The following is a 25,822-nucleotide window of genomic DNA, read 5'->3' on the forward strand; positions in this document are numbered from 1 at the left end:
GGAGGACATCACCGATGAACACCGACGTGATCGTCGTGGGTGCGGGGCCGACGGGGCTGATGCTCGCCTGCGAGCTGGCACTGGCGGGCGTACGGACCCGGATCCTGGAACGCTGCACCGAACCCCAGCGCGACTCGCGGGCACTGAGCCTGCACCCGCGCAGCGTGGAACTGATGGACCAGCGGGGGCTCCTCGACCGGTTCCTGCCCCTCGGCCGGACCGTGCCGGACTGGCACTTCGCAGGACTGCCCACCCGACTGGACTTCGGCACCCTCGACACCCGGCACGGTTACACCCTCTTCCTGGCCCAGGCGCGCACCGAGGCGATCCTCGAGGAGCGGGCGCACGAGCTGGGGGTGGAGATCAGCCGGGGATGCGAGACCCTCGGCGTGAGCCAGGACGGCGACGGGGTCGAGGTGGAGGCGCGCGTCCCCGGGGGCGGCACCGAGACCGTGCGTGGCCTCTACGCGGTCGGGTGTGACGGCGGGCGCAGCGTCGTGCGGCAGTCCGCGGGGATCGGCTTCCCCGGCACCGACGAGACCCTGACCGGGATGCTCGGGGACTTCGCGGTCGTCGACCCGCAGCCCGGCGCCCTCGACGCGGCACGGGCCCGTGGCGTGATCGTCGCGCCGCTGGAAGGAGGGCTCACCCGGTTCGTCTGCCTGGACCCGGAGCGGCTGCGGGTGCCGGCCCGGGAGCCCGTGACCCTGGAGGAGTTCCGTACGTCGCTCACCCGGATCGCCGGCTCCGACTGCGGGGTGGCCGAGCCCCGCTGGCTGTCGCGCTTCGGCAACGCCACCCGGCTCGCGGAGAGCTACCGTTCGGGACGCGTCCTGCTGGCGGGCGACGCCGCCCACATCCACTTCCCCGCGGCGGGCCAGGGGCTCAACACCGGGCTCCAGGACGCCATGAACCTGGGGTGGAAGCTGGCCGCCGTGGTCAACGGCTGGGCCCCGCCCGGGCTGCTGGACAGTTACGACGGGGAGCGCCGGCCGGTCGGCCGGTCGGTGACCGAGAACACCGAGGTCCAGACGCTGCTGGCGGAGCTGACGCTGATCACGCGGTACCAGCGCCCGGCCGCGGCCCTGCGCAAGCTCCTCGACCAGCTGCTGGGCATGGCGGAGGTCAACCGGTGGCTCGCCGATCAGGTCTCCGCGCTCGGCACCCGCTATCCGCCGGCGGCCTCGGGCGCCGATCCGCTGGTGGGCCGGCGCATGCCCGACGTCGGGCTGACCGCCGCCGGTTCCGAGGCGACGCGGGTGTACGAACTGCTCGCCCCGGGCCGCTTCGTCCTGCTCGCTCCGGCCGGGGACCCGGCCCTTCGGGAGGCCGTCGACGGAGGCTGGGGCTCGCGTGTGACGGCCGTCACCGTGGACAAGTACGACGAGCACGCGGACCTCGACGGGATCACCGAGATTCTCGTACGCCCCGACGGCCATGTCGCGTGGGCCACCCGTACCACCGACGGCGGCGCGCGCCGCGATCAGCGGATCCAGGCGCTGACCGCCTGGGCGGGTACGCCCTCGTGACTCCTGGAAGAAGCCGATCAGGCCTGTGAACCGCGCCGGGCCACCGTCCGTGCACGACCGGTCCGGCCGGACCAGCCAGGTCGTCACCGCCGACGGGACCCGGCCCGTGCGTCTCGCCGGGCAGGTCGTCGGCGTCCTGCTGCCGGCCGGTGCCGCGGACCACTACGTACCGCTGCACATGCTGGGCGACCAGATGCTGACACTGCCCACCGCGCGATCGGTCAGCGCCCGGGTCTTCACGGAGGCCGAGCACGCCCAGAACCACTGCCGGATCGGCAATCAGGGCCTGGCGCTCAAGGTCATCTTCGACTGGCTGGGCCAGGCCGGCGGCCGGACGGCGGATCCCGCCGCCCGGTAGTCTTCCGCCGCCGCACGCGGCCGCCGGCAACGCCTTCGCGGGCATCAACGCCGGCAGCCGCCGAGGCACGGATCACCCCCCCCAACGCCACCTCGAAACGGCCGAGTCGAGACGTTTGAAGCGGTCGGGCTCCGCGCGATGTCCGCTCACTCCATTGACGTGTACGCGACTGCGCCCTACCTTCTGACCGGTTAACCGAACTCCGTCCGGCATGTCGAACAATCGGTAGCGGTGATCCCGCTTCGCATTCCACCGTGCCCCTCGACGAGCCGGGGGCCGGACCGTCGGACGGAGGACCCACGGAGCTGTCCGGCCCCTGCCGGGGGAGACCCACCGTCGTCCCACTCCCAGGAGACCACTCATGTCCATGAGAACGTCCCGTGCATGGCGGGGCAGGCCGCTCGCCGTGCTGGCCCTGGTGCTGGCCATGGCCGGCGCGGTGCTCGGTGTGCAGACCTCGGCGGGCGGCACCGCCATGGCCGCCGGCTCACTGCCCTGTGACCTGTACGCCGCCGGCGGCACGCCCTGCGTCGCCGCGCACAGCACCACCCGTGCGCTGTACTCCGCCTACAGCGGCCGCCTCTACCAGGTCAAACGCGCCTCGGACGGAGCCACCCGCGACATCGGCGTGCTGAGCGCGGGCGGTTACGCCGACGCCGCCGCGCAGGACTCCTTCTGCGCGCGCACGAGCTGCCTCATCACTGTGCTCTACGACCAGTCGGGCCGCGGCAACCACCTCACCCAGGCACCGCCCGGAGGGTTCTCCGGCCCCGCCGCGGGCGGATACGACAACCTCGCCGAGGCGTCCGCCGCTCCGGTCACCGTGGGCGGACACAAGGCGTACGGCGTCTTCATCGCCCCCGGCACCGGATACCGCAACAACAACACCAACGGCATCGCGACCGGGGACCAGCCGGAAGGCATGTACGCGGTCCTCGACGGCACCCACTACAACGGCGGCTGCTGCTTCGACTACGGCAACGCCGAGACCAGCAGCCGGGACACCGGCAACGGTCACATGGAGACCGTCTACTTCGGCAACATCAAGGTCTGGGGCTACGGCACCGGCAACGGGCCCTGGGTCATGGCCGACCTGGAGAACGGCCTGTTCTCCGGCGCCGACCGCGGCTACAACGCCAACAACCCCAGCGTCAGCCACCGCTTCCTCACCGCGGTCGTCAAGGGCGGACCGAACCACTGGGCGATCCGGTCCGGCAACGCCCAGTCCGGCGGCCTCTCCACCTCCTACGACGGGCCGCGCCCCAACGCCACCGGCTACAACCCGATGAAGAAGGAAGGGGCCATCATCCTCGGCATCGGCGGCGACAACAGCAACAGCTCCGCCGGGACCTTCTACGAGGGCGTCATGACCTCCGGCTACCCCTCGGCCGCCACCGAGAACGCGGTGCAGGCCGGCATCAACGCGGTCGGCTACGCCACCTCCTCCGCGGCGAGCGCACTCACCGTGGGCTCCCGCGTCTCGCTGCGAGCCACCACCGCCTGCTGCACCAGCCAGTACCTGCGCCACGACAGCGCCGACACCAACGCCTCCATCGCCACGGTCTCCTCCGCCAGTGCCCCGGCCGACAGGGCCGCCGCCACCTGGATCGTGCGCGCGGGCCTGGGCGACGCCTCGTGCGTCTCCTTCGAGTCCGCCGACAAGCCGGGGCAGTACCTGCGCCACTACGACTTCCGCCTGCGCGTCGACACCATCGCCGGCGGGCTCGCCCAGCAGGACGCCACGTTCTGTCCGCAGGCCGGTCACAACGGCCAGGGCGTCTCGCTGCGGTCCGCCAACTATCCGAGCGACTTCGTCCGCCACTACGACTACGCCGCCTACATCGCGGGCCAGGGCGGATCCCACGACTGGGACAGCGCCACCGCCTGGCCCGACGACACGAGCTGGGTCGTGACGTCCCCCTGGGCCTGACGCCGGGCCCGCACCGCACACGCCGCGCCACCCGGTCCGGGTGGCGCGGCCGGCCGGACGGCCGGTGCGCCGGGGACGGGACGAAGACCGTGCGGATCGACGACGACCGGGTGCTGTCCTACGACACGCTGGTGTACGGGCCGGGCGGGATCGCCGACACCTCGGCCGTGCCGGGAGCGGAGGACCACGCGTGCATCCTGAGCAGTGCGCAGGACGCCGAGTTGCCGGCCGGCCGGCGCGGCTCGGCAGCGGCACGGTGGTGGTCGCCGGCAGCGGGCCGGCCGGCAGCGGGCCGGCCGCGGGGATCGCCGAACGGCACCCGCGGCTGAACGTCGTGCCGCTGTGCGGACCGGCGCCCGGCGCGGCCATGGACCCCAGGGCCACGGCGTACCTGCGCACCGCGCCGGACCGGCTGGGCGCCCATGTGCGGGCCGGCGTGGAGGTGGCCGAGGCGCTGCCCGACGCGGTGGGACTGGTGGGCGGGGAGAGCGTCCCCGCCGACGCGGGCCGGGACGGGTGATCACCGGCCTCACCTTCGACTTCGACGCCGAGGGCCGCATCACCGCCCGCCACGACGTGGCGGGCCCGGACAAACTCCGGGCCGTCACCGACGGCACCCCGTACGACGACGGGACGCGGTGAGCGCGGTCACGCCGCCCCGGCCGGCCCCCGCGGTGGGCGTTCCCCGTTCAGACGAAGAACGCGTTCATGCCCGCGACGTCGGACAGGTACGTCTCGATGCTCGCGATCCTGCCGTCGCGCAGGCGGCAGACGGTGGAGAGGTGCTCGTCCAGGCGGAGTTCGCCGCGACGGGCGGTGTTGTGCAGGGACAGGGCCATGTTCTCGCGGCTGACCAGGATGTGCAGCAGTTCGAAGTCGAGCCCGTAGGAGGCGATCTTCTTCGCCCGCTCCACGACCTCCTCGGCGCCCTCGGCCGTACCGGAGACGGTGTTGTCGCCGGGAAGCGTCCAGGTGGCGTCGTCGGTGAGCAGGGCGCGGATGCCGTCCCAGTCGCCGGCGGCGAGGCAGGAGTGGAACGTCCTGCCGAGCTGGTACTGGGCCTCGTAGTGGGACATGGGTCTCCTCGGGAAGTCTGCTTAAAGCGGCGATCACCGCTTTAAGCAACTCTAGGAGAGCGGTGTACTAAAGCGCAACTCATTGCTTTAAGCTGAGGGGGTGACCGCCAAAAGCAAAGAAAGCCGCCCCGGAGGCCGCAGTGCCCGGGTGCGCGCCGCCGTGCACCGGGCGACCGTGGAACTGGTGCAGGAAGTCGGCACCGACAAGGTGACCATCCCCGCGGTGGCGCGCCGCGCCGGCGTCAACCCGAGCTCCGTGTACCGCCGTTGGGGGACGACCTCCGCCCTCCTGGCGGACGTGGCCGCCCGGCGGCAGGACGAGGGGACACCCGAGCTGCTCGGTGATCTGCGCAAGGACCTCGAACGGGCCGCCGTGTGGACGCTGACCGACCTGTCCCGGCCGGGAGGCGTGGCGTTCTTCCGCGCGGAAGTCGCGCCGGACGTCGACGAGCGCCGCGCCGGGCTGCGCGAGTGCCTGGAGCGGGTCAGCACCCGGTTCCACGCGGCTCTGGAGGCCGCGGCCCGGCGGGGGGAGACGACCCCCGCGCTGGAGCAGGTGCTGGACCGCGTGGTCGCGCCCCTCTACTTCAGGGTGGTGTTCTCCATCCCGGAAACGGACGAGGACTACGCGCGAGCCCTGGTCGCCGAGTTGTACGACCGGCACGCCGCGGCGGTGAATCCCGCACCGGCGCACACCACGGGTGTGGGCACGGGGCGGTCCGCGCACGAGACACCCGCCCGGTCCCGCGGCACCCGCGTCAGCGGCCCCGGTCCACGGTGAAACCCGCCTGGAACGCGCCGCCGTCGGGGCAGGTGCCGTCGACACCCCACTGCGACAGGCGCCCGACGGGGTCGGGACCGCCGGAGGAGAAGTTCCCGGCCGGGGCGATCGTGGCCCGCCCGGTGTACACGGTGCCCCGGGTGCGGCGCAGCGTCACCGTCCCGTCCCGGAAGGCCTGGGACGTGGCGTCGACGGTCTGCGACGTGCCGGTGTCGCAGGTGACACGGACCGTGACCGTGCCACCGGCCTCGACCGTCGCGGGTGACACCTGCACCGCCGGGTGCGCCTCCGCCCCGGAGGCGAACAGGCCCACGCTCAGGACCGCTGTGACGAGGGCGAGGGGAGCCTTTGTACCGCGCATGAGTCCTCCTCACTGCCGGACGACGCTCTCGTCCCAGTGCAGGGCCTCGCCCTCGGCGCGGCATCTCCGTTAGGCCGAACGGGTGACGTGAGCGCTCCGCTCGAAAGGCTCCACGACGGCGTGCGGCACCCGCGCCGGCCTGACGGCGGACCCCCGCCGGTGGCGGTGCCCGTCTCCCGGAGGGAGGGTGGTGTGCGGACACCGGGGTGTGTGCGGACACCGGCGTCCACGTGCAGGCATCCGGTGGCAGGAGAGACCGGCGCCGCGCCGGACCGCGGGGCGGCGCGCCACGGGCAGGGTGTGCCCTGGCAGGCGGCACGGTGCGTCACGCACGAGGTGCGCCACAGGCAGGGTGCGCATCACCCAACGTGCGTGTGCGGCACCAACAACGTGCGTGTGCGTCACCAGCAACGTGCGTCACCAGCAAGTCGCGTCACCAGCAACGTGCGCCACGGGGAAGGGAGTTCCAGGACATGGAATCGATCCGCTCGCTCGCCGGAGCGGCCGCTGCGGCCGTGCTTCTGGCGCTTCCCCTCACCACGCTCCCGGCGGCTGCCGCCACGCCCGACGACTGCACGAGCGCCCAGGCGGCCGCGGACCGGGCCCGGAAGGATTTCGACGAGACGAAGAAGGCCTACGAGGCCCAGATCGCCGCGGGCGGGCATCCGGGCGCCGCCGGGCGCCAGGAACTGGCGGACGCCGATGTCCGGCGCAGCGTGACCGCCGCCGAGGCCGAACGGGTCTGTGACAGCTCCGCCTGACGGCGCGTCCCGCCGGGGGCTCCCGGCCCCCGGAGTGGCCCCTGAGCGGGACGGGCTCGGTGAGGTCGTGGAGCGGCTGAGGTCAGGGGGGGCGGCTGAGGTGACGGATCGGCCGAGGTCAGGGGGCGGTGGGGGCGAGGAGTGTGCTGACGAGGTGGTGTGCGTAGGGGGTGCTGAGTTCCTGCGGGCGGAAGAGGATGCGGTACATGAGGGGGGCGACGACGCGGTCGATGACGGTCTCGGTGCCGGGCGTCTCCTCTCCGCGTTCTCGGGCGCGGGTGAGGATGAGGTCGATCTGCTCGGCCGCGTAGGCGGAGCACTGGCCGGCGTTGCCGCCGTCGGGGTCGCCGAGCAGGGCGTCGCGGATGTAGGCGCGGCCGGCGGGGGAGGACATCTCGTCGAGGAACTGTTCGGCCCAAGCCGTCAGATCGGCCGCCAGGGTGCCGTGGTCCGCGGGCGCGGTCTCGGGACGCAGGTGCTCGACCGCCACGTCCGAGAGCAGCTCCTGCAGGTCCCCCCAGCGGCGGTAGACGGTCGACGGCGTGACGCCGGCGCGCTGGGCGATCATCGGTACGGTCAGGGCGTCGCGGCCCACTTCCGAGGCGAGTTCGCGTACGGCGGTGTGTACCGACGCCTGGACGCGGGCGCTGCGTCCGCCGGGGCGTACCATCTGCCTGCTCATGGCGACCATCTTAAAGCGAATTCGTTGCGTCTGGCGGGTGCGTCTGGCGGGTGCGGGGACGGGGGTGTGGGGCCGGCTCCGCCCCGCCCGGCCGGCAGGTCGGCGGGCGGGACACCCACGCTGCTGCCCCTCCCCGCGGGCACTGGGCACCCCACCCCGCACCCCGCACTCGTACCCCGCGACCGCGACCGGGCCGCTGCCGCGGGGTCCCGCCGTTCGTTCACGCGGCGTGCGCGAGGGCGGAGGCGGGCCGGGTCTGTTCGTAGGCGTGGCCGGCCCGCAGGAGCACCTCCTCTCCGAGTGGCCGTCCGAGCAGCTGCATGCCGATCGGCAGTCCTGCGCTGTCGTGGCCCACGGGCACGGACAGGGACGGTGTTCCGGTGATGTTGGCGGGGGACGAGAGGCGTACGTAGGCGTCGGAGACACCTTCGACGGTGCCGTCGGCCCAGGTGATGGTCTCCTGGCCGGCTCTGACGGCGGTGGTCGGGACGGTGGGGGCGGCGATGAGGTCCACCTCCTTGAACATGCGGGCCCACTCCTGCCGCATGAGGGTGCGGGCGCGCTGGGCGCGCAGGTAGTCCCCGGCGGTCATCAGTTCGCCGGCTTCGAGGAGGATGCGGACGTCGGCCTGGTACAGGTCGGGGACCGTGCGCAGGGTGTTCTCGTGGTAGGCGGTGGCCTCGGGCACCATCAGCCCCCACTGAACGGCCTGGATGTAGCGCGTCATGGGGATCTCCACCTCGACGAGGCGGGCGCCGAGGTCCCGGAGCTGGTCGATGGCGCGGCGGACGGCGTCTTCGGTCTCGGGGTCGACGTGGTCGAAGTAGTAGGTGCGCGGCACGCCGACCCGCAGCCCTGTCAGGTCCGTGCCCGCCCGGGGCCGGTAGTTCGCGGCGGGTGCGGACAGGGAGGCGGGGTCGCGGGGGTCGTGCCCGGCCAGGGCGGTCAGGACCAGGGCCGCGTCCTCGGTGGTGCGGGTGATCGGGCCGACGTGGTCCAGTGACCAGGACAGCGACGTGACGCCGTGGCGGGGGAGGAGGCCGTAGGTCGGCTTGAGGCCGACCACGCCGTTGAGCGCGGAGGGCACCCTGATGGATCCGCCGGTGTCGGTGCCCAGGGCGAAGGTGGCCATGCCGGCGGCGACGGCGACGGCGGATCCGCCGCTGGAGCCGCCGGCGACCCGGTCCGTGTCCCAGGCGTTGTGGGTCTGCGGGGTGGTCAGGCCGTAGGCGAACTCGTGCGTGTGGGTCTTGCCCAGCAGGACCGCGCCGGCCCGGGCCAGGCGGGCGGCGACCGTGCTGTCGGTGTGCGCGCGGTGGCCGGCGCGGACACGGGAGCTGGCCGTCGTCGCCGAACCCGCCACGTCGATGAGGTCTTTGAGGCCCATGGGGATGCCGTGCAGCGGACCGCGCCGGCGGCCGGCCGCGATGTCGTGTTCGGCGTCCCGCGCGGCGCTTCGGGCCCGGTCGGCGGCGACGTCGACGTAGGCCTGGAGGTGCGGCTCCCGCTGCGCGATGCGCTCCAGGACGGAGTCCGTCAGCTCGACGGGGGACAGCCGCCGGGTGCGGATCGCGTCGGCGGCTGCGGTCAGGGTGAGTTCATACGGCTGCATCGTGCGTCTCCTGTCCCGCTCGGTAGGCGGGGGCGGGTGGGGTGTCGCCGAAGTCCAGCTCGCGCAGGACGGCGACGACGGAGTGGATGTGGTCGGCGGTGGCTGCGACCGCGGCGTGGCGGTCGGCCGGCAACGGGAGCCCGCCACGGGCGGCCCAGCGGGCCGCTTCGGGCGGGGTGAGTTCTGCGGCGGACATGTACTTCCTTCTTCGCGGGAGACGCGGACCTCGCGGGATATGCGGGTTTCGTGCGGATGCCGGGCGTCGCTGGATACGCGTAATCCGCCCTGTTTGATCGTGAAGTCCTGACGTGCTGACGTGCTGACGTTTGCCGGAGGGGCGGAGCGCTCCACCGGCAGCTACAAAAGCTAAGCGTTTGCGTTAGCCCACTGTAGGGTCTACGGTGAATTAACGCAAACCAATAGCTTTTAGCGGTGAGGAGCAGATGGAGCCCCATGCCCACCGTCACACCACGACCACCCGCGCCCGGCCCCTCCCCGGCCGTCCGCACCCGCACCGCCCGCCCCGCGGCGCCCTTCGCCCTGAACGCCTCGGTCCTGGCCACGTTCCTCGCGGCATCGAGCGCGCCCACACCGCTCTATCCGCACTACCAGGACGCCTGGCACCTGTCCGCGCTCACCGTCACGGTGGTCTTCAGCGCCTACTCCCTGACCCTGCTGCTGGCCCTGCTCACCACCGGAGCGCTCTCCGACCACCTGGGACGGCGCCCCGTCCTGGTCGGCGCCCTGGCGTTGGAGGCCGTCTCCATGCTGCTGCTGGCCTCGGCGGACGGCGCCGGCGCGCTGATCGCCGCCCGTGTCGTGCAGGGCGCGGCCACCGGCGCGGCCACCGGCGCCGCGGGCGCGGCCCTCCTCGACCTGGCCGACCCCCGGCGTCCCGGCCGGTCCGCCCTGACCAACAGCATCGCCCCGGTGGCGGGCATGGCCGCCGGTGTCCTGGCCTCCACCTTCCTCATCCGTCTCGCCCCCGCCCCGGCCGTCACCGTCTACGCCGTGCTGGCAGTGCTCTTCGCAGCCCAGGCGGTCGCGGTCACGTTCACCCCGGAGACGGCCCGCTCGCGCCCCGGCGCCCTGCGTTCCCTGCACCCGCACCTCGCCGTGCCGGCGCCGGCCCGGCGCGCCCTGCTCGTGGCCGGCACCGGCGTCGTCGCCGTCTGGGCCCTGGGCGGCTTCTACTCCTCCCTCGGACCGGCGCTCGTGCGCCTGGTGGCCCCCGGCGCTCCGCAGGAGGCCGGCGGCATGGTCTTCTTCACGCTCACCGCAGCGGCCACCGTCACCGTGTGGGCGCTGCGCCGGGCGGCGCCGCGCGCCGTCGCCGCGGGCGGCAGCCTGGCTGTCCTGCCCGCCGGCGCTCTGACGCTGAGCGCTCTGCACGGCGCCGGCCTGCCCGCCCTCTACGGCGGAGCGGCCCTGGCCGGGACCGCCTTCGGCGCCGTCTCCCAGGGCGCCCTGCGCATGACACTCGCCTCACTCGACGAGCAGGACCGTGCCGCGACCCTGGCCGCCTACTACGTCCTCAGCTATCTCTCCATGAGCCTGCCCGCCATCGCCGCGGGCGCCGCCACCGGGCACTACGGGCTGCGCACCACCGCCCATGCCTACGCCCTCACCGCCGCCCTGCTCGCCGTCGCGGCCCTGGCCGCACTCGGGGTGTCAAGGAGCGGCCCGGCCCCCCGCCCACCCGAAGGCACCGCACGCACCGGCACCCCACGCCTCGCCCCCGCCCACCCGACGGCCCCCCGCACACCGGAGCCGCGCACCGCGGCAGCACCCGCTCCGGCGGCGCACGCACCAGCACCCCCGCACACCGACACCGCACGTACCTGCGCCCACACCTGACGGCGCCCCGCACCCCGGCACCACGCGCAGCGACATCGCCCGCACCGGCACCACACGCCTCGACACCCCCCGCAACGACCTCCCGTAACGACACCCGAAGGACAGCCCGCTCATGAGCACCGCACCCACCCCCCACCCGACCGCCGCGCCCTCCTGGACCGTGGGTGACGTCACCGTCCACCGCATCGACGAGACCCCCCTGCCGCCCGCCACCGGCCCCTGGCTGCTGCCCGACGCCACCGCGGACCTCGTCGCCGCGCAGCACTGGCTCCACCCCCACTTCGCCGACGCCGAGGGCACCCTCCGCATCGACAGCCACAGCTTCGCCTTCACCCTCGGCGGCCTGCGGATCCTGGTCGACACCGGCATCGGCAACGGCAAGCAGCGGGCCAACCCCGCCTGGCACGACCTGGACACCGACTACCTCCGCAACCTCACGACCGCCGGGTTCCCCCCGGACTCCGTCGACCTGGTGATCCTCACCCACCTGCACGCCGACCACGTCGGCTGGAACACGCGGAAGGCGGACGGCGACTGGGTTCCGACCTTCCCCCGCGCCCGCTACCTGACCGCCCGCACCGAGCGGGAGTTCTGGGCCGGGTACGACATGGACGAGGCACGCGCGCAGATGTTCCGGGACTCCGTGATCCCGGTGGAGGAGGCGGGGCTCCTCGACCTCGTCGACGTCCCCGCCCACGGTGCCGGCATCGTCCCCGGGCTGCGCCTGCTCCCCACCCCCGGCCACACCCCCGGGCACGTCGCCGTCCAACTGACCAGCCACGGCCGGACGGCTGTGATCACCGGCGACTGCATCCACCACCCCGTCCAGTTCGCCCACCCCGCCATCGGCGCGTGCGTCGACATCGACCCCCAGCAGTCCGAGACCTCGCGCCGCACCCTGCTCGCCTCCCTCGCCGACACGGACACCCTCGTCCTGGGCACCCATTTCGCCCCGCCCACAGCCGGTCATGTCGCCCGCCACGAGGGCGGATACCGCCTCTCGCCCGTCCACCCCGACACCCACTGACGAACGGCTGCCGCCCGGCGGTCACCCGGCCGCCACGGCAGACGTCCGCCGGCCGCAGCCGGAGACATCCCGGCAAGCTCCACGCAGACGAGGGCCACGCCGGCACCGCCCCTGTGCACGCAAGGCCGCGGTAATTCGATGGCGCGCACGCGGCGGTGTGATCACCCTGGTCCGGTGACAGAACCCAAGTACCGGATCCGAGCCCTGCACACGGACTCCACGATCACTGTCTACCAGGCGTACAGCCCCGAGATCGGTCGGGCAGCAGCCCGGGACGGCCGTTTCCCGGCGGAGTGGCGGCGGGACCGGATGACGTGGATCAAGCCGTCATTCCTGTGGATGATGTACCGCTGCGGATGGGGTACCAAGGAAGGCCAGGAGAACGTCCTCGGTGTCGAGATCACCCGGGACGGCTTCGAGTGGGCCCTGCGGCACGCCTGCCTGTCCCACTACGAGCCGGGGCTCCATGCTGAACAGGCCGCCTGGAAGAGCCGGTTGAAGCGGTCTCCTGCCCGGGTGCAGTGGGACCCCGAGCGCGACCTGCGCCTTCGGCCGCTTCCCTGCCGATCGCTCCAGCTCGGTCTCGCGGGCGAAGCCGCCCGTCTCTACGCCGACGAGTGGATCGTCTCCATCACCGATGTCACACCGCTGGCCCGGATGATCCACGCTCATGTACAGGACGGAGAACTGGACGTCGCCCGGAAACTCCTGCCGCACGAAGGCCCCTACCCGGTGAGCGATGACGTGCTGACCCACCTGCGCCCCTAGGGCGGGTATCGAGTCGTGATCAATCTGACGGATTCGCCCTGTGTCATGGGGCAAATCCGGTGATGCGCGTCTCGCATGACGCGGGTTCAACTGGCGGATGCGAGGTGGGAGTTCATCGGGCCGTACCTGCCAGATCGGCAGGTACGGCCCGTATCCCGAGCGGCTCCGGCAGCAGTTCGAGGGCGTGATCTGGTGGTTCAGGACGGGCGGGCAGTGGCGGGAGATGCCGGCGGAGTTCGGGGCCTGGTCGACCGTCCACAACCGATTCCGACAATGGCGGGACGCCGGTGTCTTCGAGGCTCTGCTGGAGGGTCTGATCGCTGAGGCAGCGGAGCGGGGCGAGGTGGACTTGTCCCTGTTCAGCGTGGATTCCACCACGGCCCGCGCCCACCACGCCGCCGCCGGGATGCACCTGGCACCCGAGGTTCTCGCCGCCCTGGAGACGACTGCCGCCGAGGAAGAAAAGGCCCGGTCAAAAGGGGCGGCCCGGAGGGACAAGACGGGCACAACGGCGACAGCGACCCCGCCTGGGAAGAGCGACGCCGTCTCCGGCGCCGGCACAGAATCCGGCTGAAGGCCGCCCTGCTTGGGCGATCGCGCGGCGGGCAGGCCAGCAAGGTCCACCTCGCCGCTGACCGCAAGTGCCGCCCGCTCGCGCTCATCCTGACCGCGGGACAGGCCGCCGACAGCCCGCAGTTCATCCCAGTGCTCCAGATAGTCCGGGTCCGTGGGCCTGTCGGGCGTCCTCGCACCCGGCCGGACGCGGTCGCCGGGGACAAGGCGTACTCGTTCCGCGCCAACCGCGCCCACCTGCGCAAGCGCCAGATCAAGGCGGTCATCCCGGAGAAGAAGGACCAGGCCGTCAACCGGAAGAAGAAGGGCAGCAGGGGCGGTCGGCTCATCAGCCACGACTCCGCCCTCCATAAGGAGAGGACCACCGTCGAGCGCCTGATCAGCTGAAAGCCTGGCGGGGCATCGCGACCCGATACGACAAGACCCCCGCCGGCTGCCTCGGCGGCCTGCATCTCCGCGCCTCCATGATCTGGATCACGGACCTGACTCGAGCCCCCCTCTGGTCACCACCAGATGCAGACCCTGACCCGCTCGGTCAGGCGGTCAGCGCCGCTAGCTCCGCGTTGGCGCGCTCGGCGACCAGGTTGAGGACGCGGCCGGCGGCGGTCAGGTCCTCGGTGGGTATCCCGCCCCAGATCCGGGCGGTGATGGGGGCGGTCTCCGCGCCGGCGGCGGCGATCAGCCCGCGCCCTGCGTCCGTGGGGCGGAGGTACGCGCCGTCCGCAGTGAGCAGCTGCTTGGCGAGCAGTTCGTCGAGGGTGGCGCGGACGTCGGCCGGATCGGCCTTGAGGGAGCCCTGGACCTGGGTGACGATATCGTCCGGCGTCTGCGGGGTGCCGGTGGTGAGGGCGGCGCGCAGGGCGACCTGTTGCTGGAATGTGATGCCGTGCCGGGCCAGGACGTGCTCCAGGACGCCCCGGGCGGCGTAGTGGGCCAGGCCGAGGGCGCGGGCGTCGGCGACGGGTGCGGCGGTGGATGCAGTGGTGGTCATGGTGTTGTCCCCTGAGTGCTCTCGTTGTTCGGTACGGGTGGAGCGAGAGGTGCGCCGAGCAGGGTCGTCAACTCGTCGGTGAACGCGTGTGTGCGCGGGGCGCCGAGGCCGCCGAGCGGCTCCAGCAACTGCTGATGCAGGTCCTGGACCACCGCGATGGCCTGCCGCGTGACAGCCTGGCCCTCCTCGGTGAGGGCGAGCTGCACGGCGCGCGGGTCGCGGGGGTCGCGGGTCCGCTCGATCAGACCGGCCGACTCCAGGGCGCGTGCCAGCTTCGAGACGTACAGCGCCTCCAGGCCGGTGTGGTCGGCGAGCCGACGCTGACTGGGCCGCTCGCCGCCGCGCTGCATGCCGTGCAGCGACGCGACCAGCGAGTACTGCGCGTGCGTGAGCCCCAGCGGAGCCACCGCGCGGTCGACCGCGACGCGCCATTTGTTGGCGAGCCGCCATACCAGGAAGCCGGGCGTGGGGCCCGGTGAGCCCTTACTCATGGCCAATAGATTACATGGCTACTATGTCCATGGCTACTATTTATGGCGGACGTGAGGGCGCACCCCGACCTGGCACCGCAGCGGGCTGACGGAACGCCACCGGCGGGACTGCCTGCGCCCCGTCACGTGATCAGAACCGGATACAGGGCCTAGGCGGCCCTCGCCGCGTTCCTCGCCGGTCGGCGCCGTGACGCAGGCTGGGGCCGGTCCGGACGCCGGAGGCATCGGCGACGGCTGCGCCAACCACACACGGCGTGTGTGCGTGCGGCACCTCCTCGACGACGTCGTCTCGCACCAGGGCCTGTCCGCTTGCCAGTTCAGCAAGGTTGATTGCTGCTCGCGGACGGCTGGGCGCAGGCTGCGTTCGGGAAACACCGGCTCACACCGCGGAGCCGGTGCCCCGTGGACTGCAGACCCGGTCGTTCTCCCTTGTTGGCTGCGTAACCCCCGGCCGGAGCGCTGCACCAGCAGTCACCAGTTCCCCGTGCGCAGAGGAGTCGGCGGATGGAAAATCGCCATGTCGTGATCATTCCGATCGAGATCGACGAAGAGAAGGAAAGCTCCTACCTGGACGCCTGGCAGGAGGCCGCGAACGTGATGGCGGCTCAACCCGGGTTCGTCCGGACGCACATGTTCCGCACGATCGTTCCCGGGAGCAAGTTCCATCTCGTCAACGTGGCGGAATGGGAGTCCACCGCTCACTGGGAAGAGGCGATGAACGTCTGCCCGATGCTGGGGCAGCAGATAGCCGTCGCCCATGCCTCGAACTACGAGGCGATCCGGACGGTCCTGCCCGCCCCGCGGCAGGACCTGGAACCCGCTGACGGACACGCGCCCGCCTCCCTGTCGCCTGCCGAGGCACGCCGCCGCGTCCTGGACGGTGACCTCACGCTGGTCGATGTCCGGGAAGACGATGAATGGGCCGCGCGTCACCCGGCCGGCGCCGTCCACGTCGCGCTCAGCACGTTCCCGGACTCCTTGCCGGGGCTGCCGGACGGTCCGCTGGCCTTCATGTGCCGCACGGGCGCACGCAGCGTGCGGGCCGGCGCGCAGGCGCTCCGCGCGGGCCGTTCCGCCGTCTACAGCGTGGCAGGCGGTCTCCGGGCATGGGAGGCGGCAGGGCTGCCGGTCGCCCTTCCCGAGCGGGTGGGCCCGCTGAGCGACGACGACCGTGCCGAAGCCGCGGCACGCGAGGACTGAAGGAAGCAGAACCGGCGGATGACCGTCGCATGCGTATGCCGGAACGTGTAAGAGCTGCGAACAAAAGTGGGCCCCGGCGGGCGGCGCCCGGCACGCGCCCTCGCCGCGTTGCCGGAAGGCCCTGGCAGCTCCGCTGCAAGGACCTTCCGGGTGGAGTCCTCGGACGTCACGAGCGTCTCGGCACGGTACGAGCGTTCCGGAGCCGCGGCGGCGACTCTCCGGTACGGAGATCCGCGGGGTGCACCCTCTGGAGAAAGGAGCCACACCCATGTTCTTTGTCGACACCCTGGAGTTCGAGGGGCTGGGCAACCGCAGTTACCTGGCCGGCGGCACGAGGTCGGCGGTCGTGGTCGATCCGCCGCGCGACGTCGACCAGGTGATCGCCACCGCCGCCCGCCGAGGGGTGCGCATCGCCTACGTGGCGGAGACGCACCTGCACAACGACTACGTCAGCGGCGGGCTGCAACTGGCCCGTCTCACCGGAGCCCGCTACCTGGTCCCGGCCGGCGCTCATGTCTCCTTCCCCCGCACGTCCGTCTCGGACGGCGACACCTGCGAGGTGGACGAACACCTGGTGCTGCGTGCGATAGCCACCCCGGGTCACACCCCGCACCACACCTCCTACGTGCTGGAGGAGGAGGGACACGCGGTGGCGGTCTTCACCGGCGGCTCGCTGCTGATCGGCACCGTGGGGCGCCCGGACCTGGTGGACCCGCGGCTGACCGAGCACCTGGCCCGCGCGCAGCACGCCTCCGCCCACCGGCTGGCGGCAACGCTCGACGACGAGGTGCCCGTCCTGCCCACGCACGGCTTCGGCAGCTTCTGCTCCTCGGCGCAGGCCGAGGGCGATGCGACCACCATCGGCGCAGAACGTACCGGCAACGACGCTCTCACCCTGGACGTGGACACCTTCGTGCAGCGGATCCTGGCCGGACTGGAAGACGTGCCCGCCTACTACACGCACATGGGCCCGGCCAACGCCGCCGGCCCCGCGCCCGTCGACCTGACCCCGCCCGAGCCTGCCGACGCCGCACAGATCGCCGAACGGCTGGCAGCGGGTGAGTGGGTGGTGGACCTGCGCGGCCGGGTCGCCTTCGCCGACGGCCATGTGGCCGGATCGTTCAACTTCGAGGGCACCGGCAAGCCGGCCACCTATCTGGCCTGGCTGATCCCGTGGGGCAAGCCGGTCACCCTGCTCGCCGAAACACCGGCGCAGATCGCCGACGCGCAGCGGGAGCTGACCCGGGTCGGCATCGACCGCCCGGCCGCCGCAGCCACCGGAGATCCAGCCACCTGGGTCCGCGCGGGGGAACGACTCGCCTCCTTCCCCCGCGCCCGCTTCGCCGACCTCGCCGGTGCACGGGAGCGCGACGCGGACGTGGTGATCCTCGATGTGCGCCGGGATTCCGAACGCGCGAACGGCTTCATCAGCGGCTCCTTGCACATTCCGCTCCACGAACTGCACGGCCGGGTCGGTGAGGTGCCGGCCGGCACGGTGTGGGTGCACTGCGCGGGAGGGATGCGGGCGGCGATCGCCGCATCCCTGCTGGACGCCACCGGACGGAAGGTCGTCGCCGTCGATGACAGCTTCGAGGCCGCCGCCGACGCGGGCCTGAGCGTCACCCGGCTCTGAAACCACCGGCCCTGAACCCACCGGCCCTGAACCGCCGGCCTGGGCCCGGCGCCGGACCTCCGCTCTGAACTGCCGGTCTGGACCCCGGCCCGGAACCCCAGCTCTGGACTTCCGTCCGGACCGCGTTCCTGTATCCCCCTCCGAACCCCGGCCTCCGAACCCCGGCCTCCGAACCCCGGCCTCCGAACCCCGGCCTCCGGACCCCGTCCCCTGGACCCCGACTCTGAAATCCCTTGCTCCGCCTGGAAAGAAAGCACGCGATGTTCCTCTCCCGTCACGGCCCCGGCCGCTCCGGTCCGGAACGGGCCCACCCCCACGTCGTCCCTGACGGCGCTGCCGTGCTGCCGCACGTGCGCCGAGTCCCCGAGCGCCTGGCCGGGCACGTGCCCGCTGCCGTCCGCCTGCCGCTGTCCCGTCCGCTGACCCAGCTGATTTCCAGCGGCGCCGACGCGCCAGGTAGCCCCGGCGGCACGAGCACCTGCACCGGTGCAGGTGCCGGGCCGGCGGTGACCGACGGCGGCGGGCACAGTGGGTGCACAGCGTGACCGCCCTGATCCTGGCCCTGGTCGCGGGAGCCGTCGTCGGCCTGACGCTCGGCGCCCTCGGTGGCGGCGGCAGCGTTCTGGCGGTGCCCGCGCTGGTCTACCTGCTCGGCTTCACCCCCGCCGCGGCCACCACCGCCAGCCTGGTCATCGTCACCGCCACGTCCCTGACCGCCCTGTACACGCACGCCCGGGCCGGACAGGTGCGGTGGAAGGCCGGGGCGGCGTTCGCGGCCGCCGGGATGCTCCCCGCCGCTGCCGCCGGAGCCGCCGCCGTCCACGTCCCCCAGGCCCTCCTCACCGTCGCCTTCGCCGCGACGGCCGCCCTGTCCGCCCTTGCGATGCTGCGGCCCGCCGCCACCGCCCGCCGCGCGAGCGGCGACGTACCGCCGGGCAGGGCAGCCGCGGCCGGTGCCGGTCTGGGCACGCTGACCGGCCTGCTCGGTGTGGGCGGCGGCTTTCTCGCCGTCCCCGCCCTGGTCACCGTCCTGGCCTTCGAGATGGAGGCCGCGGTCGGCACCAGCCTGCTGGTCATCACGGTCAACTCGGTGGCTTCCCTGGCCACTCGCTCCGGCGCCGCCGCCTCGCTCGACTGGACGGTGATCGGCCCGTTCGCCGGAACCGCGGTCCTGGGGGCCTGGGACGGCAAGCGCATGGCCGCGAAGGTCACCGGTCCCCGCATGCAGCGCATCTTCGCAGGGGTCCTGCTGGTCGTGGCCGCCTTCATGCTCGCCGACGCCCTGACGTGAGAGCGCCGGCCCGGGACGGCGACGCCTGGCCGTACATGCCCGCCCGTGACGGCGAAGGTGACGGTGACGGGCGCCGGCACGGACTGCTGCCCGCACAGGCGCAACTCGCTGGCAGGAAGCCCCTCTTGGACCCGCCCGCCACGCGCGGTCGGCCCGCCGCCGGTGCCTTCCTGCGGCGGCGGGCCGGTCCGTGTTCCGCTTCAGTCGCCGAGGGAGGCGAGCCAGCCGGTCAGGAGACGGTTGACCTCCTCCGGGCGTTCCTGCTGGATCCAGTGGCCGCAGTCGTCCAGGATGTGCGACGAGACCAGACCCGGGAGTGTGGCGGGGTAGGCGTCGATCGCGTCGGCCATCCAGGTGGTGGAGGCGTCCAGGCCGCCGCCGATGAACAGGGACGGCTGCTTGAGCGGTGCGCCGCTGTGCGGGGCGAGGTCCTCCCAGTCGCGGTCCATGGCGCGGTAGCGGTTCAGCGCGCCGGTCATGCCGGTGCGCTCGAACTCCCCGGCGTAGACGTCGAGGTCGTCCTCGGACAGCCAGGCGGGGAGCGCGCCGCTCGGGAAGCGGTCGCGCAGCCGTCCTGTGCCACGGCTCACGAAGTGCGGGTCGGGCTGAGCCGGGGACGGCATGGTGTCGCCGGACAGCGCGGCGAAGAAGCCCGCGAGCCAGCCCCGGACGTCGGGCTCCATCTCCGCCTCGGCGCGGCCCGGCTCCTGGAAGTAGGAGACGTAGAACTCCTGCTCCGGGCCGCCGATGCCGGAGAAGACGTCGGTGGGGCGGGGGCCGCCGGGCGGGGCGTAGGGGACGCTCAGCAGTCCGACCGCGCGGAAGACCTCGGGGTGGAGCAGGGCCGAGGTGGCTGCGATGTTGGATCCCCAGTCGTGCCCGACGATCACGGCCCGCTCCTCGCCGAGGGCGCGCACCAGGGCGACGTTGTCCGCCACCAGGTCGAGCATGCGGTACGCGTGCGTCGCGGCGGGCTTGGAGGAGCGGCCGTAGCCGCGCACGTCGAGTGCGACCGCCCGGTACCCGGCCGCCGCGAGGGCCGGGAGCTGGTGGCGCCAGGAGTACCAGGACTCGGGGAAGCCGTGCACGAGCAGGACCAGCGGCCCGGTGCCCTGCTCGACCAGGTGCAGCCGTCCGGCGGGTGCCTCGACGGTGCGGTGGCGCCGGCGGGCGGGGGGCGTGGGCTGGTACATGGCTGTTCTCCTCGGTTGCCGGGGGGCGCGGGTGCCCACCGATCATGCGCTGTGGCGGCCGGCCGATGCGACAAGCGTTGCCGTGGTGGCAAAGTGGCAGGACAGGGCCGTGGACGCGGCCCGTGGGGAGGCGGAGCATGACGGACGACGGTGTGGCCCGGACGCTGGCCGCGATGGCGTCGCGGCTGAGGGCCGCGCGCGAGCACCGCGGTGACACGCTTTCCGACGTGAGCCGCGCGACCGGCATCTCCCTGAGCACGTTGTCGCGGATGGAGACCGGCCGGCGCAGGCCGACCCTGGAGGTGCTGCTGCGGCTGGCGAACGCGTACGGCCTCTCCCTCGACGAACTGGCGGGCACCGCGCCCGCTCCTGGGGCCGGAGCGCGTGTGCGCACGTCGCGCGGCCGCGGTGACGACAAGGCGGTCCTGCCCCTGACCCGGTACGTGGGGGGCCTGCACGTCCACAAGCACGTGCTGCCGCCCGTGGACGGGCCACCACCGCGGCCGCGGCAGACCGTCCACGACGGCCACGAATGGCTGTGCGTGCTGTACGGGCGGCTGTGGCTGGCGCTGGGTGAGCAGGACCTCGTCCTCTCGGCGGGCGAGGTGGCCGAGTTCGACACCCGTACCGCCCACGGCATGGCGAACGCGGGTTCCGGTGGACCGGTCGAATACCTGATCGTGTTCGGGCCGCAGGGCGAACGCCTGCGACCACGCACTTGAGGCCGGGCTCCGGGGTCTGGCACGGCCGGGACCGGTCCGGTCCGGCCCGGCTTCCGGGGCCGGGTCAGATGCCGGGCCGGATGCCGTCGAGCGGTCGAAGGGCGCCCGGTGACAGGACCGGCTGGGGCGTCCGGCACGTCTCGTGCGGCCGCGGCGGGACCTCGGCGCCCCTCGGCCCGGTGACGGACGCCTCGGCGCCTCTCGGCCCGGCGACGGACGGGCGACCGCCGGGACGTGTGACCGCCGGTCGTGCGGCCCCCGGGTCGTGACGGCCACCGGGGCGTGCCGCCGCCGGGCGAGAACGTCGTCCGCGGGCCGCCCGCTTCACCGGGGCGGCGCGCCCGGCCCGGCCGCGGCCCGGTGTTCCAGCAGCTCGCGGGCCCGGTCGAGGGCCTGGCCGAACGGGTCGGGGAAGACACCGAGCCCGTGCGCGACGACCGCCCCCTCGTGCAGCAGCATCAGTCCTTGAGCCAGCCGGTCCGCGTCCGCCTCGTCGATCTCCCGGGCGAGGCGGGTGAACAGGGCGAGCATCCACTGCTTCTGTCCCGTGATGACCGGGTAGGCCGGGTGCGCCGGGTCCCCGATCTCCGCATGAGCGTTGATCATGCTGCACCCTCTGGACCCGTGTTCCGCAGCCCAGGCGCGCGCGGCCCCGAAGACGGCCAGGATCCGGGCCGCCGGCGCCTGTCCCGAGGCCGCGTCCAGGTGACTGCCGAGCAGTTCCCGCCAGCGCTCGTCGCGATGGGCGAGGTACTCCACGACGAGCTGCTCCTTCGAGCCGAACCGGTCGTAGAGCGTCTTCTTGGTCACCCCCGCCTCGGCGGCGATGAGGTCCACGCCCACGGGGTGGATGCCGCGCTCGTAGAACAGCCGCTCGGCGGCTTCCAGCACCCGGCGCGCGCCTGGCGTCATGCGGATGCGGTGCGGGACCGTCTCGGACTCCATGACCCACGAGTATACCGGTCTGTATAGTGGGCACCCGTGGCAGGTATACCGTTCTGTATAACTCCGAGTGTCCACGGGATGTGGTCAAGTGAACGCCCTGCTGTCCGTCGCCTTCGTCCTGTGCTGGAGCTCCGGCTTCATCGGAGCCAAGCTCGGCGCCGGAACGTCGACCGTCACCACCCTCCTGATGTGGCGTTTCCTGCCGCTCGCGCTGGTCCTCCTCGCCGTCGCGCCCCTCTCCCGGGCGGCGTGGCGGGGCCTGGGGCCGCGGGATCTCGGCCGGCAGATCCTCATCGGCGCGCTGTCGCAGAGCGGGTACCTGCTCAGCGTCTACCACGCCATCCAGCTCGGCGTCTCCACCGGAACCACCGCCCTGATCGACGGAGTCCAGCCGCTGGTCGCCGGCGCGCTGGCCGGACCGCTGCTGCGTCAGCACGTCTCACGCCGGCAGTGGGCCGGGCTGTGGCTGGGGCTGGCCGGGGTCGCCACCGTCACCTCCGCCGACGCGGCGGCTTCGGGCTCCGGCGTCGCCTGGTGGGTGTACCTCGTGCCCTTCCTCGGCATGCTGTCCTTGGTGGCGGCCACCCTCCTGGAAGGCCGCTCACGCGAACCCGTCGCGCCCCGGGCGGCGCTGACCATCCATTGCGTGACCAGCGCCGTCCTCTTCTCCGGGCTGGCGCTCGGCAGCGGGGCGGCGGCCCCGCCCGCCTCCGTCTCGTTCTGGGCGGCGACCGCCTGGCTCGTCGTACTGCCCACCTTCGGCGGGTACGGACTGTACTGGCTGATCCTGCGCCGCAGGGGCGTCACCGAGGTCAACACCCTCATGTTCCTCATGGCCCCGGTCACCGCCCTGTGGGGCGCGCTGATGTTCGGCGAGCCCTTCGGCGTGCGGACCGCCCTCGGACTGGCCGCCGGTCTCGCAGCCGTGGCCGTCGTCCGCAGCGGGACGGGCGCCTCCCGCTCGGCCCGCCCGATCCGGCGCCGGCCCGGGCGACCGGCCGGTCGGGCCGCGGCCGGGGCCGGCGATGCGGACGCGGCCGGGACCGGCAGGAGCACGCCGGCCGGTATGCCGGGGACTTCCTCCGCCAGGTCGATGCGGCACCGGTGAAGCGGTGACCGGACTCGGGTACGCCGTGCGGCACCACCGGTGCAGGGGCCGCCCCGGCCGTCCGGTGGCCCCGGGTACGCCGTGCGGCACCACCGGCGCACGGCGTACCCGGACATCGCCGGGTCAGTGGTCGAAGGCCAGGATCCTGGCGATGCCGTTGCGCTGGATCTCGGACGTGCCGGTGAGGACGCGGAACATGCGGATCTTGCGGAAGAGGTACTCGATCTCGTTGCCCTGGGTGAGCCCTTCCTTGCCGTGGATCTGCACGGCCTCGTCGAGGATGCGGAAGGCGGACTCGGCGACGAACAGCTTGCACATGAAGGCTTCCGCGGGCACCTCGCGGCCCGCGTCCAGGGCCGCCAGCGCGGCATACGTCATGGAGCGGGCGGCGTAGAACTCCGTGGCCATGTCGGCGACCTTGTGCTGGATGGCCTGGAGCATGAGGAGGGGCTGACCGCTGGCCACCTTGCGGGTCCGGGTGCGTTCGAGGGTCAGGGTGAGAGCGCGGCGGGTGGCGCCGAGGACGGTGGGGCAGTGCAGGAGCCGGTTGGTGGTGACCCGGCCGAGCGCGATGCGCATGCCCTCGCCCTCCTCGCCGAGGAGGTTGGCCGCCGGGACGTGGCAGTCGTCCAGGACGATGTCGCTCTCGATGTGTTCGCCCGACATGGGGGTCGCCCCGTCCTCGACGCGGCACCCCGGGCTGTCCAGGTCCACGAGGAACGCGGAGAACCGCGGTTTCTCGCCCTCCCGCTCTCCGGTGCCCGCCATGCGGGCGACGACGATCGCGAAGTCGGCGAAGGGACCGGCCGAGGAGAAGACCTTGTGCCCGGTCAGCCGGTAGCCGTCGCCGTCGGCGTCGCGTACGGCGACCGTGCGCATGGAGCGGACGTCGGAGCCGGCGTCGGTCTCGGTGAGGGAGAAGCAGCACGCCCGCTCGCCGCGGATCAGCGGCAGCAGGTACTTGTCCAACTGGTGCTCGGTGGCGTGCCGGAGGATGTCACCCGCGCGCAGCGGGCCGCCCATGTCACCGAGCACGCTGTGGCCGAGGACGCGTGAGCTGGCGCCGATCTCCTCCTTGAGGGCGGCGAGCTGGGTGTAGGTGAGGTTCCGGCCGCCGTACTCCTCGGGCAGGTGGATGCCGTAGAAACCCAGTTCGCGGCTGCGGCGCCAGACCGGTTCGAGGTCGGCGCGGGTGAGGCGGCTGCCGGGGGTGAGGCCGCGCTCGCGTTCGTAGTCGGCGAGTTCACCGCCGAGGTAGTCGCGCAGGCGGCCGACGAGTTCGGCGGTGCGCGGGTCGTCGTGGGCGGGGCGGAGGGAGAAGGTCACGGCGGGACTCCGAGCAGGGTGGGGTCAGTTGACGCGGCGGGCGGCATGCGCCCAGAAGGGTTCGCGTACGGTCTTGCGGTCGAGCTTGCCGTTGCGGTTGTGGGGCAGTTCGGGCACGAAGTCGACCGAGCGAGGCTTCTTGAAGCGGTCCAGCCGGTCGGCGCAGAAGGCGATCAGTTCCTCGGCCGTGACGGCCGTACCGGCATGGGTGACGACGACGGCCTTGACGGCCTCGCCCCACTGCTCGTCGGGCACGCCGACGACACATGCCTCCTGGACGGCGGGGTGTTCGTACAGGGCGGCCTCCACCTCGGTGCAGTAGATGTTGAAACCACCCGAGATGATCATGTCCTTCTTGCGGTCGACCAGGAAGAGGTAGCCGTCCTCCCGCATCCACGCCAGGTCGCCGGTGTGCACCCAGCCGTCGCGGAAGGTCTGCGCCGACAGCTCCGGCTCCCGCCAGTACTCCCTCACGCAGTCCGGCCCGCGCACGATCACCTCACCGACCTCGCGCGGGCCAAGCTCCCGGCCCGTCTCGTCGACGACACGTATCTCGGTGTCGTAGGACGCACGGCCGCACGACTGGAGCAGCTCCGGGTCCTCCCGCACGGCGCGCGCGATCTCCTCGCTGGTCAGGCCCGCGACCACGCTGGTGGTCTCGCCCAGCCCGTAGCCCTGGGCGACGACCGGGCCGAAGAACTCCACGGCGTCCCGCAGCCGCTGCGGTGAGACGGGCGCGCCGCCGATGCGCACGCTCGTCAGCGAGCGCAGGTCGTGGCCGGCGGCGCCGGGGTGGGCGAGCACCATGTTCAGCATGGCCGGCACCAGGAAGGTCGCGGTGATGCGTTCCTTCTCGACCGTCTCCAGGAAGCCGGCCGGGCTCCAGTCCGGCAGCACGTAGGTGGTCGAGCCGCCGAACACCCCGGCGAGCAGGCCCATGCCGGTGGCGTGGGTGATGGGGCCGCAGGCGAGGTAGCGGGTGCCGGGGCGGGGGCGGGACTCGTCGGCCATCAGCTGCTTGCGCATGTTGGCGAGGCGGTTGCCGACCGTCTGCACCGCGGCCTTGAGCGCGCCGGTGGATCCGGAGGTGAAGTTCAGGACGCAGGGGTCGTCGAGGCCGACCTCGACGCGGACCGGTGTGCCGTCGCCCTCGGCCAGCAGGGCGCCGTAGGAGACCTCGCCGGGCTGTGCGCCGTCGAGGGGGACGGGCAGGCATCCGGTACCCGCCGCGGCGATGGCCGCGAGGGCGTCCTCGCGGTGGGCGGCGTCGTAGACGAGGGCGCGTACGGGGGCGTAGCGCAGGATGTGCTCGATCTCGCCGGTGCCGAGCCGGGCGTTGATCGGTGCGCGCGTCAACCCGGCCTTGTACAGGGCGAATTCGACCTCCACCAGCTCTCCGCGGTTCCAGGCGAGGGAGGCCACCGCGTCGCCGGGGCGCAGGCCCCGGCCGGACAGGGCGGCGGCCAGGCGGTCGGCCGCCCGGTCCAGGTCGGTGAAGGTCCAGACGCGGTCCCCGCAGACGAGGGCGGGGGCCTGGGGCCAGTAGCGAGCGCTGCGCGAGAGGTAGTTGCCGAGGTTCATGAGGGCCTACTCGGTAGAGGGCGTCC

At 72.9% G+C, this 25,822-nt stretch carries 26 protein-coding genes and 1 pseudogene; 16 read left to right on the forward strand and 11 right to left on the reverse strand.

The annotated features are described in order from the left end of the window. Positions 1–14: 14 nt before the first annotated feature. The 5 genes from IG64_RS07370 to IG64_RS40165 all read left to right on the forward strand — a co-directional run bounded on the left by IG64_RS07370 (position 15) and on the right by IG64_RS40165 (position 4,459). Positions 15–1,529: a monooxygenase gene (locus IG64_RS07370; RefSeq protein ID WP_037853407.1), complete on the forward strand. Its 1,515-nt coding sequence runs from the start codon at positions 15–17 to the stop codon at positions 1,527–1,529. A 25-nt stretch (positions 1,530–1,554) separates the two neighbouring features. After that, positions 1,555–1,887 carry a hypothetical protein gene (locus IG64_RS07375; RefSeq protein WP_037853410.1) on the forward strand — a complete coding sequence of 111 codons (333 nt, stop codon included), beginning with the start codon at positions 1,555–1,557 and terminating at the stop codon, positions 1,885–1,887. Positions 1,888–2,248: 361 nt separating this feature from the next. Next, complete coding sequence (locus IG64_RS07380) at positions 2,249–3,817, forward strand: alpha-L-arabinofuranosidase B (protein ID WP_420709890.1); 1,569 nt, start codon at positions 2,249–2,251, stop codon at positions 3,815–3,817. Positions 3,818–4,007: 190 nt separating this feature from the next. Then, positions 4,008–4,337 carry a hypothetical protein gene (locus tag IG64_RS38435; protein ID WP_199811547.1) on the forward strand — a complete coding sequence of 110 codons (330 nt, stop codon included), beginning with the start codon at positions 4,008–4,010 and terminating at the stop codon, positions 4,335–4,337. Continuing rightward, a complete protein-coding gene (locus IG64_RS40165) occupies positions 4,334–4,459 on the forward strand; it encodes a hypothetical protein (RefSeq protein WP_324609561.1) in 126 nt (41 codons plus the stop codon). The genes IG64_RS38435 and IG64_RS40165 overlap by 4 nt, the downstream gene beginning before the upstream one ends. A gap of 47 nt (positions 4,460–4,506) precedes the next feature. Here the strand turns inward: IG64_RS40165 and IG64_RS07390 are convergent, their stop codons facing one another. Next, positions 4,507–4,893, reverse strand: coding sequence for a nuclear transport factor 2 family protein (locus IG64_RS07390; RefSeq protein WP_037853417.1), 387 nt, complete (start codon positions 4,891–4,893; stop codon positions 4,507–4,509). A 100-nt stretch (positions 4,894–4,993) separates the two neighbouring features. On the opposite strand from IG64_RS07390, the gene IG64_RS07395 reads away from it, so the two are divergent. Next, positions 4,994–5,674, forward strand: coding sequence for a TetR/AcrR family transcriptional regulator (locus IG64_RS07395; RefSeq protein ID WP_078883841.1), 681 nt, complete (start codon positions 4,994–4,996; stop codon positions 5,672–5,674). Here IG64_RS07395 and IG64_RS07400 read toward each other — a convergent pair. Then, a complete protein-coding gene (locus IG64_RS07400) occupies positions 5,652–6,035 on the reverse strand; it encodes a hypothetical protein (RefSeq protein WP_051812459.1) in 384 nt (127 codons plus the stop codon). The two genes, IG64_RS07395 and IG64_RS07400, sit on opposite strands and share 23 nt — an antisense overlap. A gap of 473 nt (positions 6,036–6,508) precedes the next feature. On the opposite strand from IG64_RS07400, the gene IG64_RS07405 reads away from it, so the two are divergent. Beyond that, positions 6,509–6,796 (forward strand): hypothetical protein, encoded by a 288-nt coding sequence (locus IG64_RS07405; protein ID WP_037853419.1) that lies wholly within the window; start codon positions 6,509–6,511, stop codon positions 6,794–6,796. Positions 6,797–6,914: 118 nt separating this feature from the next. On the opposite strand, the gene IG64_RS07410 is transcribed toward IG64_RS07405, so the two are convergent. The 3 genes from IG64_RS07410 to IG64_RS07420 all read right to left on the reverse strand — a co-directional run bounded on the left by IG64_RS07410 (position 6,915) and on the right by IG64_RS07420 (position 9,286). Next, positions 6,915–7,478, reverse strand: coding sequence for a TetR/AcrR family transcriptional regulator (locus tag IG64_RS07410; RefSeq protein ID WP_051812539.1), 564 nt, complete (start codon positions 7,476–7,478; stop codon positions 6,915–6,917). A 220-nt stretch (positions 7,479–7,698) separates the two neighbouring features. Further along, positions 7,699–9,090: an amidase gene (locus IG64_RS07415; RefSeq protein WP_037853424.1), complete on the reverse strand. Its 1,392-nt coding sequence runs from the start codon at positions 9,088–9,090 to the stop codon at positions 7,699–7,701. Next, positions 9,077–9,286: a hypothetical protein gene (locus tag IG64_RS07420; RefSeq protein WP_037853426.1), complete on the reverse strand. Its 210-nt coding sequence runs from the start codon at positions 9,284–9,286 to the stop codon at positions 9,077–9,079. Before IG64_RS07420 ends, IG64_RS07415 begins: the two co-directional genes overlap by 14 nt. A gap of 257 nt (positions 9,287–9,543) precedes the next feature. Here IG64_RS07420 and IG64_RS42800 point away from each other — a divergent pair, with 257 nt between their 5' ends. The 4 genes and pseudogenes from IG64_RS42800 to IG64_RS38440 form a co-directional block, all read left to right on the forward strand. Continuing rightward, the gene (locus IG64_RS42800) at positions 9,544–10,947 is read left to right on the forward strand and encodes an MFS transporter (protein ID WP_078883842.1); all 1,404 of its coding nucleotides are present in this window, start codon (positions 9,544–9,546) and stop codon (positions 10,945–10,947) included. A gap of 112 nt (positions 10,948–11,059) precedes the next feature. Further along, a complete protein-coding gene (locus IG64_RS07430) occupies positions 11,060–11,974 on the forward strand; it encodes an MBL fold metallo-hydrolase (protein WP_037853432.1) in 915 nt (304 codons plus the stop codon). Between the two features lie 138 nt (positions 11,975–12,112). After that, positions 12,113–12,742 (forward strand): DUF4291 domain-containing protein, encoded by a 630-nt coding sequence (locus tag IG64_RS07435; protein ID WP_051812460.1) that lies wholly within the window; start codon positions 12,113–12,115, stop codon positions 12,740–12,742. A 75-nt stretch (positions 12,743–12,817) separates the two neighbouring features. Next, positions 12,818–13,806: pseudogene (locus IG64_RS38440) on the forward strand (IS5 family transposase); the annotation flags it as partial. A gap of 44 nt (positions 13,807–13,850) precedes the next feature. Here IG64_RS38440 and IG64_RS07450 read toward each other — a convergent pair. Both IG64_RS07450 and IG64_RS07455 read right to left on the reverse strand, forming a co-directional pair. Continuing rightward, a complete protein-coding gene (locus IG64_RS07450) occupies positions 13,851–14,306 on the reverse strand; it encodes a hypothetical protein (protein ID WP_037853436.1) in 456 nt (151 codons plus the stop codon). After that, positions 14,303–14,797 carry a MarR family winged helix-turn-helix transcriptional regulator gene (locus IG64_RS07455; protein WP_037853438.1) on the reverse strand — a complete coding sequence of 165 codons (495 nt, stop codon included), beginning with the start codon at positions 14,795–14,797 and terminating at the stop codon, positions 14,303–14,305. The genes IG64_RS07450 and IG64_RS07455 overlap by 4 nt, the downstream gene beginning before the upstream one ends. A 504-nt stretch (positions 14,798–15,301) precedes the next feature. Between IG64_RS07455 and IG64_RS37455 the strand changes: the two genes are divergently transcribed. The 3 genes from IG64_RS37455 to IG64_RS07470 all read left to right on the forward strand — a co-directional run bounded on the left by IG64_RS37455 (position 15,302) and on the right by IG64_RS07470 (position 18,921). Continuing rightward, a complete protein-coding gene (locus IG64_RS37455; protein ID WP_051812462.1) occupies positions 15,302–15,997 on the forward strand; it encodes a rhodanese-like domain-containing protein in 696 nt (231 codons plus the stop codon). Positions 15,998–16,265: 268 nt separating this feature from the next. Beyond that, entirely contained in the window at positions 16,266–17,630 is a 1,365-nt protein-coding gene (locus IG64_RS07465) for an MBL fold metallo-hydrolase (RefSeq protein WP_037853440.1), read from the forward strand. Positions 17,631–18,171: 541 nt separating this feature from the next. Next, a complete protein-coding gene (locus IG64_RS07470; RefSeq protein ID WP_037853721.1) occupies positions 18,172–18,921 on the forward strand; it encodes a sulfite exporter TauE/SafE family protein in 750 nt (249 codons plus the stop codon). Positions 18,922–19,121: 200 nt separating this feature from the next. Here the strand turns inward: IG64_RS07470 and IG64_RS07475 are convergent, their stop codons facing one another. Next, on the reverse strand, positions 19,122–20,114 hold the full coding sequence (locus IG64_RS07475; protein ID WP_037853442.1) for an alpha/beta fold hydrolase: 993 nt from the start codon (positions 20,112–20,114) through the stop codon (positions 19,122–19,124). A 137-nt stretch (positions 20,115–20,251) separates the two neighbouring features. Here IG64_RS07475 and IG64_RS07480 point away from each other — a divergent pair, with 137 nt between their 5' ends. Next, on the forward strand, positions 20,252–20,836 hold the full coding sequence (locus IG64_RS07480; protein WP_037853443.1) for a helix-turn-helix domain-containing protein: 585 nt from the start codon (positions 20,252–20,254) through the stop codon (positions 20,834–20,836). A gap of 324 nt (positions 20,837–21,160) precedes the next feature. Here the strand turns inward: IG64_RS07480 and IG64_RS07485 are convergent, their stop codons facing one another. Further along, entirely contained in the window at positions 21,161–21,781 is a 621-nt protein-coding gene (locus IG64_RS07485; RefSeq protein WP_037853444.1) for a TetR/AcrR family transcriptional regulator, read from the reverse strand. Between the two features lie 88 nt (positions 21,782–21,869). Between IG64_RS07485 and IG64_RS07490 the strand changes: the two genes are divergently transcribed. Further along, complete coding sequence (locus IG64_RS07490; protein WP_078883843.1) at positions 21,870–22,889, forward strand: DMT family transporter; 1,020 nt, start codon at positions 21,870–21,872, stop codon at positions 22,887–22,889. A gap of 123 nt (positions 22,890–23,012) precedes the next feature. Here the strand turns inward: IG64_RS07490 and IG64_RS07495 are convergent, their stop codons facing one another. Both IG64_RS07495 and IG64_RS07500 read right to left on the reverse strand, forming a co-directional pair. Then, on the reverse strand, positions 23,013–24,215 hold the full coding sequence (locus IG64_RS07495) for an acyl-CoA dehydrogenase family protein (protein ID WP_037853446.1): 1,203 nt from the start codon (positions 24,213–24,215) through the stop codon (positions 23,013–23,015). Between the two features lie 24 nt (positions 24,216–24,239). Continuing rightward, positions 24,240–25,796, reverse strand: coding sequence for a class I adenylate-forming enzyme family protein (locus IG64_RS07500; protein WP_037853448.1), 1,557 nt, complete (start codon positions 25,794–25,796; stop codon positions 24,240–24,242). Positions 25,797–25,822 lie beyond the last annotated feature (26 nt).

Origin of the sequence: Streptomyces sp. NRRL S-340 (genome assembly GCF_000720185.1) — a bacterium.
Lineage (GTDB): Bacteria > Actinomycetota > Actinomycetes > Streptomycetales > Streptomycetaceae > Streptomyces.

Excerpts from the sequence above, each read along its gene's own strand:
- IG64_RS07370 (WP_037853407.1), top strand. The coding sequence starts at position 15 with ATGAACACCGACGTGATCGTCGTGGGTGCGGGGCCGACGGGGCTGATG.
- IG64_RS07380 (WP_420709890.1), top strand. The coding sequence starts at position 2,249 with ATGTCCATGAGAACGTCCCGTGCATGGCGGGGCAGGCCGCTCGCCGTG.
- IG64_RS07390 (WP_037853417.1), bottom strand. The coding sequence starts at position 4,893 with ATGTCCCACTACGAGGCCCAGTACCAGCTCGGCAGGACGTTCCACTCC.
- IG64_RS07400 (WP_051812459.1), bottom strand. The coding sequence starts at position 6,035 with ATGCGCGGTACAAAGGCTCCCCTCGCCCTCGTCACAGCGGTCCTGAGC.
- IG64_RS07405 (WP_037853419.1), top strand. The coding sequence starts at position 6,509 with ATGGAATCGATCCGCTCGCTCGCCGGAGCGGCCGCTGCGGCCGTGCTT.
- IG64_RS07410 (WP_051812539.1), bottom strand. The coding sequence starts at position 7,478 with ATGAGCAGGCAGATGGTACGCCCCGGCGGACGCAGCGCCCGCGTCCAG.
- IG64_RS07415 (WP_037853424.1), bottom strand. The coding sequence starts at position 9,090 with ATGCAGCCGTATGAACTCACCCTGACCGCAGCCGCCGACGCGATCCGC.
- IG64_RS07420 (WP_037853426.1), bottom strand. The coding sequence starts at position 9,286 with ATGTCCGCCGCAGAACTCACCCCGCCCGAAGCGGCCCGCTGGGCCGCC.
- IG64_RS42800 (WP_078883842.1), top strand. The coding sequence starts at position 9,544 with ATGCCCACCGTCACACCACGACCACCCGCGCCCGGCCCCTCCCCGGCC.
- IG64_RS07430 (WP_037853432.1), top strand. The coding sequence starts at position 11,060 with ATGAGCACCGCACCCACCCCCCACCCGACCGCCGCGCCCTCCTGGACC.
- IG64_RS07435 (WP_051812460.1), top strand. The coding sequence starts at position 12,113 with ATGGCGCGCACGCGGCGGTGTGATCACCCTGGTCCGGTGACAGAACCC.
- IG64_RS07450 (WP_037853436.1), bottom strand. The coding sequence starts at position 14,306 with ATGACCACCACTGCATCCACCGCCGCACCCGTCGCCGACGCCCGCGCC.
- IG64_RS07455 (WP_037853438.1), bottom strand. The coding sequence starts at position 14,797 with ATGAGTAAGGGCTCACCGGGCCCCACGCCCGGCTTCCTGGTATGGCGG.
- IG64_RS37455 (WP_051812462.1), top strand. The coding sequence starts at position 15,302 with ATGGAAAATCGCCATGTCGTGATCATTCCGATCGAGATCGACGAAGAG.
- IG64_RS07465 (WP_037853440.1), top strand. The coding sequence starts at position 16,266 with ATGTTCTTTGTCGACACCCTGGAGTTCGAGGGGCTGGGCAACCGCAGT.
- IG64_RS07475 (WP_037853442.1), bottom strand. The coding sequence starts at position 20,114 with ATGTACCAGCCCACGCCCCCCGCCCGCCGGCGCCACCGCACCGTCGAG.
- IG64_RS07480 (WP_037853443.1), top strand. The coding sequence starts at position 20,252 with ATGACGGACGACGGTGTGGCCCGGACGCTGGCCGCGATGGCGTCGCGG.
- IG64_RS07485 (WP_037853444.1), bottom strand. The coding sequence starts at position 21,781 with ATGGAGTCCGAGACGGTCCCGCACCGCATCCGCATGACGCCAGGCGCG.
- IG64_RS07500 (WP_037853448.1), bottom strand. The coding sequence starts at position 25,796 with ATGAACCTCGGCAACTACCTCTCGCGCAGCGCTCGCTACTGGCCCCAG.